The 12,477-nt window shown below is 51.3% G+C and carries 12 protein-coding genes; all 12 read left to right on the top strand.

The window, feature by feature from the left end; translation table 11 throughout:
- Positions 1 to 488 precede the first annotated feature (488 nt).
- The 12 genes from DW091_RS12735 (at position 489) to galE (ending at position 12,477) form a co-directional block, all read left to right on the top strand.
- Positions 489 to 788: a helix-turn-helix transcriptional regulator gene (locus DW091_RS12735; RefSeq protein WP_013380888.1), complete on the top strand. Its 300-nt coding sequence runs from the start codon at positions 489 to 491 to the stop codon at positions 786 to 788.
- A gap of 100 nt (positions 789 to 888) precedes the next feature.
- Positions 889 to 1,389, top strand: coding sequence for an HD domain-containing protein (locus DW091_RS12730; RefSeq protein WP_058694193.1), 501 nt, complete (start codon positions 889 to 891; stop codon positions 1,387 to 1,389).
- Positions 1,390 to 1,587: 198 nt separating this feature from the next.
- Positions 1,588 to 2,346, top strand: coding sequence for a class I SAM-dependent methyltransferase (locus tag DW091_RS12725; protein ID WP_058694194.1), 759 nt, complete (start codon positions 1,588 to 1,590; stop codon positions 2,344 to 2,346).
- A 108-nt stretch (positions 2,347 to 2,454) separates the two neighbouring features.
- Positions 2,455 to 4,044 (top strand): nickel ABC transporter substrate-binding protein, encoded by a 1,590-nt coding sequence (gene nikA / locus DW091_RS12720; RefSeq protein WP_118518317.1) that lies wholly within the window; start codon positions 2,455 to 2,457, stop codon positions 4,042 to 4,044.
- Between the two features lie 147 nt (positions 4,045 to 4,191).
- Entirely contained in the window at positions 4,192 to 5,121 is a 930-nt protein-coding gene (gene opp1B / locus DW091_RS12715; protein WP_058694196.1) for a nickel/cobalt ABC transporter permease, read from the top strand.
- Position 5,122: 1 nt separating this feature from the next.
- Entirely contained in the window at positions 5,123 to 6,007 is an 885-nt protein-coding gene (gene opp1C, locus DW091_RS12710) for a nickel/cobalt ABC transporter permease (protein ID WP_118518316.1), read from the top strand.
- Positions 6,004 to 6,852, top strand: a complete 849-nt coding sequence (locus DW091_RS12705; RefSeq protein WP_118518315.1) for an ABC transporter ATP-binding protein — start codon at positions 6,004 to 6,006, stop codon at positions 6,850 to 6,852. The genes opp1C and DW091_RS12705 overlap by 4 nt, the downstream gene beginning before the upstream one ends.
- The gene (locus DW091_RS12700; protein WP_118518314.1) at positions 6,830 to 7,597 is read left to right on the top strand and encodes a dipeptide/oligopeptide/nickel ABC transporter ATP-binding protein; all 768 of its coding nucleotides are present in this window, start codon (positions 6,830 to 6,832) and stop codon (positions 7,595 to 7,597) included. Before DW091_RS12705 ends, DW091_RS12700 begins: the two co-directional genes overlap by 23 nt.
- Before the next feature lie 119 nt (positions 7,598 to 7,716).
- Complete coding sequence (locus DW091_RS12695) at positions 7,717 to 8,658, top strand: serine O-acetyltransferase (protein WP_096919643.1); 942 nt, start codon at positions 7,717 to 7,719, stop codon at positions 8,656 to 8,658.
- A gap of 282 nt (positions 8,659 to 8,940) precedes the next feature.
- Positions 8,941 to 10,083, top strand: a complete 1,143-nt coding sequence (locus tag DW091_RS12690; protein WP_118518313.1) for a GTPase — start codon at positions 8,941 to 8,943, stop codon at positions 10,081 to 10,083.
- Positions 10,067 to 11,191: a GTPase domain-containing protein gene (locus DW091_RS12685; RefSeq protein WP_118518312.1), complete on the top strand. Its 1,125-nt coding sequence runs from the start codon at positions 10,067 to 10,069 to the stop codon at positions 11,189 to 11,191. The genes DW091_RS12690 and DW091_RS12685 overlap by 17 nt, the downstream gene beginning before the upstream one ends.
- Positions 11,192 to 11,463: 272 nt before the next feature.
- Positions 11,464 to 12,477 (top strand): UDP-glucose 4-epimerase GalE, encoded by a 1,014-nt coding sequence (gene galE, locus DW091_RS12680; protein ID WP_118518311.1) that lies wholly within the window; start codon positions 11,464 to 11,466, stop codon positions 12,475 to 12,477.

Here is a 12,477-nt window from a genome sequence, read left to right as displayed (position 1 = left end):
GTTTCATACGTTCGTGAATGAAATACAGGCGGGAAGAGTAGAAAGGATTAGCCTGTCAGGATAAATTTCTTTAGAGAATAAGAGAAATGACTAAGGTGCGGCCTGAATGGCAAAAGGCGTGAGGGATGAAGTGAAAATTCTTAAGAAAAGCTTTGGTGTTTTGTAAAAAAAGTGCTGGCTGGAGGCTTCCAACCGGCACTTTTTATTTTTATTATTAGGCGGAAGCGAGTAAATGGTGTGGAGCAGTTTTGGATACCAAGAGAGAAGTGCTTCCGCCTGATTTCACTGTGGGCAGAGAAAGGAACTGCCTCATAGATAGTGAACTTTATTATTTATTGATTGACATTAACTATTTTTCTTCATAATACCTTTAATGATGATACTAATAATAACACTCATCGGGTAAAAAGTCAACTCAGGGTATATTAGTTTATTATTAGAATACAAGCAAATGGTATTGTTATTAAAAACGCGATGGAGAAAAGCAAATGGTATATTTCGGATCAAAGCTCAGACAACTCAGACAGGAAAAAGGATATACACAGCAGCAGCTGGCAGATAAGCTGGGGATCACCAAGGGGAGTGTTTCGGCCTATGAGACCTCTGCAAAGTATCCGTCGGTCGATGTACTGCGAAAAATAGCGGTAACTTTAAATACGTCGACCGACTTTCTCCTGGGCTTGTCCGATGAGCGCGTTTTTAATCTTGACTTTTTAACAGACGATCAGATTCATATCATCAACAGTCTGATCGCAGAATTCAATCATTTAAACAATAAAAACAATTAGGGGTAAAGCGATGGCTTTGCCTCTTTTAGATTGGAAAGGGCTTTACGGGCAATAGTAATTTTATGTAAAAGAGGGTATAATGTTAAAAAGGAGGCGCATTATGTTTCAGATTACCGATTCACGTTTAAAGGATGCTCTGGACTTTGCTTCAGATAAACACGCGGGCCAGCTGCGCTGGGGCGGTATCCCCTTTATTACCCACCCTGTGGCGGTGGCGGCTTATCTACAGGAGCGGGGCTATAATGATAATACCTTACTCACGGCTCTTTTTCATGACCTGCTGGAGGATACGGACACCACCCAGGAAGAGATTTTAAAGCGCAGTGACAGGGAAGTGCTGGACGCTGTGATCCTGCTGACCAAGCCCAAACCCTACGACATGGCCGACTACCTGGGCGGGATTGACCGAAACGCCATGGCAAAGGATGTAAAGTGCGCGGACAGGATTCATAACCTGAGGACAACCGCGGATTCGAGCCGGGCCTTCCGGCAGAAGTACTACGACGAGAGCGTGCGCTGGTATGTTCCTTTTTTTAAAGATACCCGCTTTGAGGCTGACTTTCTGGAAGCGCTGGGGCATCTGGAAAGAATGCTTAAATAGCGTCAATTTTTTTAAAGTAAAAATCTAAAAATCCATTGACAACGACCGTCAAATATGAGAAAATATTCACAAGTTAATACCTGTATATACAAAGTCATGAAGGCTTATTTTGCGGTTTGCAGACCGCTTTGGTTCTTCGTGGCTTTATTTTTTGTAATGAACAAGTAGCGTGATAATAATCAAAAGGGGACGTTAAAAATGGAGAATATTTTAGAGAGAGTCGAAAATTATTGGGAAGGCCGGGCAGACGGCTATTCTGAAGTAAACGAGGCTGAGCTGAACAGCTATAAAATGGATGTGTGGAAAGACCTGATCAACAGCTATAAGCCGGATGTGATCGGCCGAAAGCTGAAGGTGCTGGACATCGGCACAGGCCCGGGATTTTTTGCGATCACCATGGCCTCCTGCGGCTATGACGTTACCGCTGTGGATTACACCGACGCCATGCTGTATAAGGCTAAAAAGAACGCCGGCATTTATAAAAGCGCCATTGATTTCAGACGCATGGACGCCCACTCGCTGGATTTTGAGGATAACACCTTTGATCTGATCGTAACCCGAAACCTGACCTGGAACCTGGAAAGACCAGATGAAGCCTATGAGGAGTGGCACCGCGTGCTGGCGCCGGGCGGCAGAATGCTAAACTTTGATGCAAACTGGTACCTGCATCTTTACGATGAGGACAAGCGCCGGGAATACTTTGAGGACCGCAATAACTCCCAGGCCCAGGGTTACAACGACCACTACGTGTGCACAGACACCACAGCCATGGAAGAGATTGCCAGAAATTTACCGCTGAGCCGTACCATGCGCCCACAGTGGGACGCCGCGGTTCTGCTGAACATCGGCTTTAAAAAAGTGATGATCGAACAGGATATGGGAGACCGCGTCTGGGACGACGAGGAACAGGTGAACTACGCCTCAACCCCCATGTTCATGATCGCAGCGACCAAATAAGGCCGCGCATCTATCAAACGTTATGGATACGCCTTTACCATTTTACAGCGTCTGTGAAGTGGCAGAGGCGTGTTTGTTTAAAACACTAAAACCCATAAGGAGAAGAAAATGAAGCTTAAAAAAATTGCAGCGCTGTTCGTGACAGCGGTCATGTGCACCAGCCTTTTGGCAGGCTGTGGCAGCACAGGCGGCACAGATGTGTCCGGGAAGGATGAGATCAACTACGCCTGCACCAAGGATATAAGGGACATCAATCCACACCTGTACTCAGGAGAAATGTCTGCCCAGAACATGGTGTTTGAAGGGCTGACAAAGAATGAAGGCGGTGAGGTAAAGCCTGCCCTGGCAGAAAGCTGGGATATCTCGGATGACGGGCTTACGTATACCTTTCATTTAAGAAAAGGCGTGACCTTTACGGACGGCGAGCCCTTTAACGCCCAGGCGGTCAAACAGAATTTTGACGCCATTATCAGCAACAAGGAGCGCCATGCCTGGCTGGATATGGTCAACGAAATCGCAGATACCGTGGTCGTGGATGACAACACCTTCCAGCTGGTGCTGGCCCATCCCTATTACCCGACACTGGTCGAGCTGGGCCTGACACGGCCCTTCCGTTTCATCTCCCCCAAATGCTTTGTGGATGGGAATACCAAGGACGGCGTCAGCGGCTACGCAGGAACAGGCCCCTGGGTGTTGTCGGAGCATGAAGACAACCAGTACGCCACCTTTACCCGCAACGATAACTACTGGGGTGACAAGGCCAGGGTGTCCAAGATTAACTGGAAAGTGATGCCCGATCCTCAGACCATTCTGCTGGCCCTGCAAAACGGCGAGGTCGATCTGCTTTTCGGCGCTGACGGCGACCAGATTGATCTGGATTCCTTTAAAAAGCTGGAATCAGAGGGCGCCTATGTGACCTACCTCAGTGAACCGGTAGCCTCGAGAGCGATTCTGCTGAACAGCAAGGCGCCGGTCACCAGTGATCTGAAGGTGCGTGAGGCTTTTGAGATGGCCATTAACAAGCAGAACATCATCGAGGGCATCTTAAATGGCTCCGAGGACCAGGCCGATACACTGATGGCGAAAACCGTACCCTACTGTGATATTGACTTAAAGACCTATTCCTACGACCCGGATAAAGCCGGAAAGCTTCTGGACGAGGCGGGCTGGGCCATGGGCTCAGACGGTGTGCGTGAGAAGGACGGCAAAAAATGCGAAGTGACCTTTTCCTACAACTCTCAGAACGCCCAGGAGGGAACCATTGCAGAATCCATCCAGGCCGATCTGGCCGCCGTTGGGATTAAGATGAATATCCTGGCAGAAGAAAAGCAGGCATTCCTGGACCGCCAGAAGTCCGGTGATTTTGATCTTCAGTACTCCCTGTCCTGGGGAACACCATACGATCCCCAGTCCTATGTCTCCTCCTGGAGAATCCCGGCACACGGCGATTACCAGGCGCAGACTGGCCTTGAAAGGAAGCAGTGGCTTGACGATACCATCACTAAGATTATGATCGAGGCAGATGACAACGCCCGGGCGGGTATGTACAAAGAAATCCTGACCTACATCAACGACCAGTGCGTCTACGTGCCCATCTCCTACTCCAAGACCAAGGCAGTTGGGATTAAAGGCCTGCAGGGGGTAACGTTCAACGATTCTCAGTACGAGATACCCTTTGAGAAGATGTACTGGAATTAATGCAGAATGTAGAATTGAGAATGGAGAATTAAAAGAACAAACCGGCTTTGCTGGTTTGTTCAGAAATTCTCCATTTTGCATTCTCAATTCTCCATTCAAAAAATCTTTCCTGATAGATTAAGATTATAACCTTTAAGAGAGACCTCAATGAAAAACTATATTATAAAGCGACTGCTCTGGATGATCCCGATTCTTATCGGGATCTCCTTCTTTGCTTTTATCCTCATTAATTTAAGCCCAAGCGATCCTGCCGAGGTGGCGCTGCGGGTCAACGAGGTGGTGCCGACGGAACAGAATATTGCGGATATGCGGGAAAAACTTGGCCTGGACGAGCCTTTTTTGACCCGCTATTTCCATTGGGTGGGGGATGCCCTTCGGGGTGACTTTGGCAACAGCTACGCGAACAACAAGCCTGTTGGCGCTGAGATCGCAAAGGCACTGCCGCCGACACTGTACCTGGCCTTTGTCTCCCTGGTCATCATACTGGTGGTCTCGGTAGGGGCCGGGGTGCTGTGCGCGCTTTACAGAGACAGCATCGGTGACCGGATTATCCGGGGAGTTATCTTTATCGGCACAGCCATGCCGGCCTTTTGGGCGGGTATTCTGCTCATGTGGCTCTTTGCTGTCAAGCTGAGACTGCTGCCCACCAGCGGTATGACCGCGCCGGGCTCAGTGATCCTGCCGGCGGTGACATTGTCGCTGGGGTATATCGCCACCTACGCCAGGCTGCTGCGCAATAACATGATTAAAAACCAGGGAGAGAACTATGTGCTCTATCTGCGGGCCCGGGGCCTCAGCCAGCGCACCGTCACCCGCCATGTGCTGGGGAACTCCCTGCACACTGCGCTCAACGCCCTGGGCATGTCCATTCCCAAGTTGATCGCGGGCACAGTAGTCATTGAGAATATCTTTGCCTGGCCGGGCATGGGCAGGCTCTGCGTGACCGCCATTTTTAACCGGGACTTCCCGGTGATCCAGGCCTATGTGCTCATCATGGCAGTGCTTTTCGTCGTCTGTAATTTTGCTGTGGATATCATCACCACGCTCATGGACCCGCGGATGCGGCAGGAGGTGTAGTATGACCGGATTTTTCAAACGCTTTAAGGCTGACCGGCTGGCTGTGGCCAGCGCGGTATTTTTGCTGCTGGTCGTTTTGGCCGCGGCCCTGGCGCCAGTCATTGCGCCCTATGACCCGACCGCTCAGAATATCGTCATGAAATTCCAGGGGCCGTCTCTGGCGCACTGGTTTGGAACCGACCAGCTGGGAAGGGATACCCTTTCGCGTATTCTGTACGGTGGCCGGATTACCGTGCTCTTATCCATTGTCACCATGCTCTGCACCATTGGTATCGGGGTGGCGCTGGGGGTGATTGCAGGCTATTTCAGAGGCGTGGTGGACGAGGTGATCATGCGCGTGTGCGACATGATGCTGTCCTTCCCCAGCGAGGTCATGATTTTAGCCATTGTGGGGATGCTGGGTACAGGCATCTTTAACATTGTCATCGCCACCATCATCGCCAAGTGGGCCTGGTATGTGCGCATGGTCCGGGGCATTGTGATCCGTTTTATGGATAAAAATGACATCCGGTTTGCCCGTGTAGCGGGGTGCAGCACCGGCTATATTATCAGAAAGCATCTGATTAAGGGTGCTTTTGGTGAGATCGCTGTGCTGGCAACGCTGGATACCGGGGCCATTATCTTAAACATATCCGCCCTGTCCTTTCTGGGCCTTGGGGTCCAGCCGCCCACCGCGGAATGGGGCATGATGCTGAACGAAGCCAAGAACGTCATGACCACCAACCCCGGCCAGATGCTGGCACCGGGGATCGCCATTTTTCTGGTGGTGGCGGCCTTTAACTTTTTAGGCGACGGTATTGAGGAGGCCATGAATCCAAAGCTGGACAAGGGCTTTAAGCGCAGGCGCAGATCCATCTTCGCGCGCAAAAAGGCGGTGGTGTCATGAGCGGTCTGCTGCGTGTAAAGGACCTGAGTGTCACCGATGTACGCGGCGGCGAGGTCATTGTGAACAAGCTGAGCTTTGAGCTGAGGGCGAACAGCTGCCTGGGCATTGTGGGCGAGAGCGGCAGCGGCAAATCCATGACGGCGAGGGCAGTGCTCGGTTTGTTAAATCCCTGGCTTAAGACCACTGGCTCCGCGCTGTTTACACAAAAGGACTGTGAGACAGAGCTGATCGGACTGGAGGAGAGCCGGCTGAGACATATCCGGGGACGGGAAATCTGTATGATCCTCCAGGACGCCATGACAGCCTTTGATCCCCTGGCGCGTGTGGGCAGCCAGATGGCCGAGACCTTTGCGCAGAATCTGAAAATGGACAAAAAGGACGCGAAAGCCCTGGCGCCTGAGGTGCTGGCAGCCCTGAATATACGGGACCCGGAGCAGGTAGTCAGGAAGTACCCGCACCAGTTATCCGGCGGCATGCTTCAGCGCTGCATGATCGCCATCGCCCTGGCCATGAAGCCGGCTGTCATCATTGCGGATGAGCCAACCACAGCTCTGGACGCCGTAAACCAGCAGCAGGTGGTGGAGGCCTTTGAACTGCTGCGGCAGGAGACAGGTACGGCGCTCATCTTTATCTCCCACGATTTAGGCGTGGTCAAGCGCCTGTGTGACGATCTGTTTGTCATGGAAAAGGGCTGCGGTGTGGAGGCTGGAAGGGCAGAGGAAGTGTTTAGAAACCCTCAGAACGACTATACCCGGTATCTGATCGATACCCGGCTCATGATCACCGATTCCTTTAAAAAAGCCATGAAAAAGGAGGCGCGCCATGAAGAACCTGGTAGAAATTAAGGATGTGCACAAGAGCTACCTGAAGGTGGGCGAGGGCTTTAGCGGAGGCCGCCTCAAGGTGCTGGAGGGCGTGAGCTTTAACATCGAGGAGGGCCTGTGCGTGGGCCTGATCGGGGAGAGCGGCAGCGGCAAGAGCACCCTCTCCCGCCTGATCCTTGGCCTTGAAAAAGCCGATAAGGGCAGCGGCGGTGTTTTTATCGAGGGTAAGCCCGTTAAGACATGGCTCGCCCAGAACCGGGGCAAAATGAGCGTTGTCTTCCAGGACTATACCTCCTCGGTCAATGGGCAGTTCACTGTGAGGGAGGCCATTGCGGAGCCGCTGCTGGCCCTTGGAAAAAGGCCGGAGGACCAGCAGATCGACACGCTGCTCGAAAAGGTCGGCCTGCCCGCGGCCTTTAAGGAACGCTATCCCCACGAGCTGTCCGGCGGCCAGCTCCAGCGGGTGTGTATCGCCCGGGCCATTGCCACGAACCCCCGGTTCATCGTTCTGGACGAGGCCATCAGCTCACTGGACGTGTCGGTTCAGGCCCAGATCATGACCCTGCTGCACGCGCTGCGGGTCGAGATGAACATGACTTATCTGTTTGTGGCCCACGACCTGCAGGCCGTCGCCCACCTCTGTAATAAAATTGTCTTCCTATATAAAGGGCGCATTGTGGAGGAACGCATGAGCGGTGAGCTGGCTCAGGTACAGAACCCTTATGCCAAAAAGCTGCTGGACTCGGTAATTCCCTTTGAAGTATAGGGAAATAGAAGGGGATTTTAGCCGGCCAGCCATTGACGTTTTCATGCAAAAGCGGTACAATATTAATCACATATTTAATTGATAGAACAAGTATGAAATCAGGAAGGCAGGAAGAACCAGTGAGCAGAGAATTTAATCAATGTATTACGCCGCTGACCCAGGAAATGGTGGAGAGCTATCATGAGGATGACGCCTACACCACTTATACCTCCACAGCGCTGCCAAACAGAAACGAAATCATTGGCATTTTGTGTGATATAAGAGAGCTGTTTTACCCAAGGCATTACGGCAGCCGGGAGCTCTTTAACTGTACCATCCAATACTATATCGGGGATATTTTAATGCGGATTGAGGAAAGGCTGCACAAGCAGATCCGGCTCTGCCTCATGCGCAAGTATGAAAATTCCGAAAAATACCAGGTGCAGGCCGTGGCCGACGAGGCCGCGCAGATCAGCTGCGCCTTTATGAAGACCCTGCCAAAGATCAGAACCCACATGGCCCAGGACGTGCAGGCAGCCTATGACGGCGACCCCGCCGCGGCGGATAAGGATCAGATCATCTTCTCCTATCCCGGCGTGTTTGCCATGATGGTCTACCGCGTCGCCCACGAGCTCTATCAGCTGGGCGTGCCGATCATACCGAGAATGATGACCGAATATGCCCACAGCCGCACCGGCATCGACATCAACCCAGGCGCCACCATTGGAAAATACTTTTTTATGGACCACGGCACCGGCATTGTCATCGGTGAGACCACCATTATCGGCGACTATGTCAAGCTGTATCAGGGCGTTACCCTGGGAGCCCTCTCTACCCGAGGCGGCCAGAACCTGCGCGGGCATAAGCGCCACCCCACCATTGAGGACAATGTGACCATTTACTCCAACGTGTCTATTCTGGGCGGCGAGACCGTCATCGGGCATGATTCCATCATCGGCGGGAACTGCTTTATCACCCAGTCTGTCCCGGCAGGCTCAAAGGTCAGCGTTAAAAATCCAGAGCTCCAGGTGGAGGGCGGTGAGCCCCAGGAGGTCGAGGAAAATTTTGACTGGGCAAATTAAGAGAAATTCAATGGAAAATTGAAAATGGAGAATGGAAAATTATGGTGTAAATCAGCCTTTGGCAGATTTGATGGGATAGAGCTTTCGCCATTATTTTGTAGGGAACCACGCCTCGTGGTTCCGCGCTATTTGATCTGCTCTGGCGGTCGTCCCCTGCAATCAATAATTGACTACACCCAAAACGGTGGATCGTTGATCCATCGTTTTTTTTGTGGTGGAAGAACAAAGGATAAAAGGGTATAATGAACCTATAGGATCAACCATCAGAAAAGAGGCGCAACCATGAGCGATATTAAAGTAAAAAATTTTAATTTTCATAGAGAACTGGAAAAGGTAGTGGCCGGAATCCGAAAGCCCAATATCCTGATCTGCGGGGCCACTGGAGCAGGCAAAAGCACCGTTGTCAACTGGATTTTTGGCAAAAATGTGGCCGCCACCGGCACAGGAAGGCCGTTGACCAGAGGCATTACCGAGTACAGCAGTGAGGACACCAGCGTCAATCTTTTCGACACCGAAGGTTATGAGATCGGCGAGGAAAAAATCTCCGCCTATCGGGACAATGTGGAAAAATGGATTGAGGAACGCCGGGAGGGAGGGCTGGCCGGTCAGATCCACGAGGCCTGGTACTGTATCTCCGCTGCCAACAAGCGGGTGACCGATATGGATATCTCTGTGGTGCAGACCCTTTTAGAAAAAAATATTCCAACTGTTGTGGTACTGACCCAGCTGGACTGCGTCGACTATGAGGAATACCGTGAGATGTTCAGAGCCGTCACAGAAAACTGTAATGTCCATTGCTTTGCCACCAGCGCCCATGAGGATCAATATATCCAGGAGGTAATGGAGCCTTATATTGAGTGGGAGGCCCTGATCGACTGGGCTATCCGCGAGCTGGACGACTCTTTAAAGGAAGGCTTTATCGGATCGCTGGCAGGCCATGTTCAGAAAAAGCAGGAACTGGTCACAAAAAAGATCATCCCTATTTATACCACTGCGGCGGCAGGTGTGGCTGCGACACCCATTCCGTTTTCAGACGCGGTGCTTTTGGAACCCATACAGGTCTCCATGGCCATGCATATTTTAAGAACCTATGGGCTGGATAAAGTCTCCGAGGAGCTCATCTCCTTTGTGGGCAGCCTGGTGGTGACCCAGGCAGGGCGCATGCTGGCCCAGAGCCTGACTGCCGGAGTGGTAAAGATGATTCCCGGCGTGGGCACCGCGGCCGGCATTGCCGTGAACACCGTTGTGGCCTCCACCTTTACCGCCGCCATCGGCGCGGCCCTGTCCCAGAGCTGTGCCAACTACTCAAAAGCTGTGTTTGAGGGCAGCAAGCCCCAGTCCTATCCGGAATTCTTTGACAGCGCAATCCTTTCCGGCTTTGTGGAAAGCTGGCTGAAGGAGCATAAAAATGGAAAAGACACTTGACGCTAATGTGCTTATCCTGGGCAAAACCGGGTCCGGGAAGACCGCCCTCTTCAATTATATCTTTGGCAGAAACGTCTACGCTACCGGGGCAGGGCGGCCTGTTACCGGCATGGGCATTTACGAGGAGGCAGTGACCCTGTCCCCGGATTTTACCCTGCACCTGTACGATTCCTGGGGTCTGGAGGCCGATAAGGCCAGAGACTGGAAGCAGCTCATAGACGATACCCTTAAAGCCCATGACGTGCCCGAGATCACCAAGTGGTTTCATACCATCATTTACTGTATTTCGGCCAAAGCCGCCCGGGTAGAGGACTTCGACCTTGAGATCATCGAGAGCCTCCGCCAGGGGGGCAACCAGGTGATCGTGGCTCTGACCCACGCCGATGTGGCAGGAGGGCAGGATAACCTCATGACCATGCTCCAGACCATTGTCCAGAGCGGCCATGTGCCCGAGGAGGATATCCTCCCGGTCAACAGCCAGTCCAAAACCCTGCTCACCGGGAAAAAGACCCAGGCCTATGGCCGGGAAGCCATTATCAGCCGGATTAAGGCCGGCCTGCTGAGCGCCATCAGCCAGAAGATCCCCCATATTTTTGAGGAGGAGGGCAGAGAGATCATCGAGACCTGGTATACCCGCTGCTGCTACCGCATCGACGCCGACCTCAGAAAGCCCGGCGGTATCAGCTCCCACAAAGAGAAGGAACGAAACCGCCTCTTTACCGCCTACGCGGAGGAAGCGCAGAGCGATATCGAGCAGTCCTACGATACCCTGATCTCCGAAGCCTACCGCTATTACTGGAAGTTCTGCGACCACCTCGAGCAAAACCCCGTCGGGTTTGCCAAAAAGCCCAGAAAACCTCTGGAAGCCCTGAGAATGAAGCTCCACCTTACCGATGCCCTCCAGGCCGCAGGCGACAATATCGGCCAGTTTTTTCAAGGCCTCTTTAAAAAGGAAAAGAGAACCGCAAAACACGACGCATTTGCCCAGTTCTACAGAAAGGGCCTGGCCAAATATAGGGAACAGCTGTACCAGATGCTAAAGGAATATACCCGTAAAATGAAAACCGAACTGCGCGCGTATTATAAAATTGTGCAGAGCCCCGAATAAAGAATTGAAAAGACGACCGTCCGTTTCGTACGGTCGTCAAAGGCAGACACTATACCCAAATTATTAGAAAACAACCATTATAAATCGAATTTAAATATATTTTTTTAATTATTTCAAAATTTTACGTGCAATTCTTAGGAGCAAATGTTATAATAGGTTTCGATATTGAAAAAGTCGATGTTTTGTAAGAAAAAGAAGAGCGTGAGGGCTCTGATTTTTTTAGATGTTAAATTTAGATGAGTTTTAATATAAAACGCAAAAGGAATTAGGAAATGAAAATTTTAGTTTGTGGCGGTGCCGGCTACATCGGCAGCCATGCCGTCGTCCAGCTCATAGACCAAGGCTATGAAGTGGTCGTGGTCGACAATCTATCCACCGGCCACCGCTGGGCCATTGATGAAAGAGCCCGGTTTGTAAAAGGCGATATAAGAAATCACAAACTTATGGACGCCATTTTTCAATTGGAAAAGATCGACGCCGTCATGCAGTTCGCCGCAGACATCGTCGTGGCAGAGAGCGAGATCGATCCACTTAAATATTATGACAATAATGTTTATGGTACTGTTGCATTACTACAGTCCATGCTGAAGAACAACGTGAAAAATATCATCTTTTCATCTACCGCCGCCGTCTATGGCAATACCGAAGCCGTGCCTGTGACCGAGGACATTCCGGTAGCACCCATCAGCCCTTATGGGCGAACCAAAGCCTTTGTGGAGCAGATTCTAGAAGACTGCCACAAGTCCTATGGGCTAAACTACTGCGTGTTCCGTTACTTCAATGTCTCCGGTGCCCATGAAAAATACCCCATCGGTCAGGCCGTCAAGCATAACACTGCATTGATCCCGATTATATTAGAAGTCGCCGCAGGCGAACGGGAAAGCATCCAAGTCTTTGGCGATGACTATGCCACCAAAGACGGCACCGGCGTCAGAGATTTTATCCACGTAGTCGATCTGGTCGACGCCCATATTTTAGGATTAAACAAGCTTTTTAAAAATGAAAGCGCCATCTACAACCTTGGCAACGGCCAGGGTTTCACCGTCATGGAAATGATCGAAGCCGCCAAGAAAGTCACCGGCCATCCCGTGCCAGCCATTATAACAGAGCGGCGCCCGGGCGATATCGCAATCTCTATTGCCAGCAGTGAGAAAACAAAACAAGAGCTTGGCTGGGAACCCAGATATCCAGAAGTTGAAAAGATCATTGAGACCGCATGGAATTTTAAGAACAGTTTAAATCAGAAGGAGAAACAATCTGTTTACAGCTTTGAAATAGGAGTGTAA

Origin of the sequence: Eubacterium sp. AM05-23, assembly GCF_003477535.1 — a bacterium.
Lineage (GTDB): Bacteria > Bacillota > Clostridia > Eubacteriales > Eubacteriaceae > Eubacterium > Eubacterium maltosivorans.
The sequence above is the reverse complement of the archived record's forward strand: the minus strand, read 5'-3'. Positions and strand labels throughout refer to the sequence as shown.

Excerpts from the sequence above, each read along its gene's own strand:
- DW091_RS12735 (WP_013380888.1), top strand. The coding sequence starts at position 489 with ATGGTATATTTCGGATCAAAGCTCAGACAACTCAGACAGGAAAAAGGA.
- DW091_RS12730 (WP_058694193.1), top strand. The coding sequence starts at position 889 with ATGTTTCAGATTACCGATTCACGTTTAAAGGATGCTCTGGACTTTGCT.
- DW091_RS12725 (WP_058694194.1), top strand. The coding sequence starts at position 1,588 with ATGGAGAATATTTTAGAGAGAGTCGAAAATTATTGGGAAGGCCGGGCA.
- nikA (WP_118518317.1), top strand. The coding sequence starts at position 2,455 with ATGAAGCTTAAAAAAATTGCAGCGCTGTTCGTGACAGCGGTCATGTGC.
- opp1B (WP_058694196.1), top strand. The coding sequence starts at position 4,192 with ATGAAAAACTATATTATAAAGCGACTGCTCTGGATGATCCCGATTCTT.
- opp1C (WP_118518316.1), top strand. The coding sequence starts at position 5,123 with ATGACCGGATTTTTCAAACGCTTTAAGGCTGACCGGCTGGCTGTGGCC.
- DW091_RS12705 (WP_118518315.1), top strand. The coding sequence starts at position 6,004 with ATGAGCGGTCTGCTGCGTGTAAAGGACCTGAGTGTCACCGATGTACGC.
- DW091_RS12700 (WP_118518314.1), top strand. The coding sequence starts at position 6,830 with ATGAAGAACCTGGTAGAAATTAAGGATGTGCACAAGAGCTACCTGAAG.
- DW091_RS12690 (WP_118518313.1), top strand. The coding sequence starts at position 8,941 with ATGAGCGATATTAAAGTAAAAAATTTTAATTTTCATAGAGAACTGGAA.
- DW091_RS12685 (WP_118518312.1), top strand. The coding sequence starts at position 10,067 with ATGGAAAAGACACTTGACGCTAATGTGCTTATCCTGGGCAAAACCGGG.
- galE (WP_118518311.1), top strand. The coding sequence starts at position 11,464 with ATGAAAATTTTAGTTTGTGGCGGTGCCGGCTACATCGGCAGCCATGCC.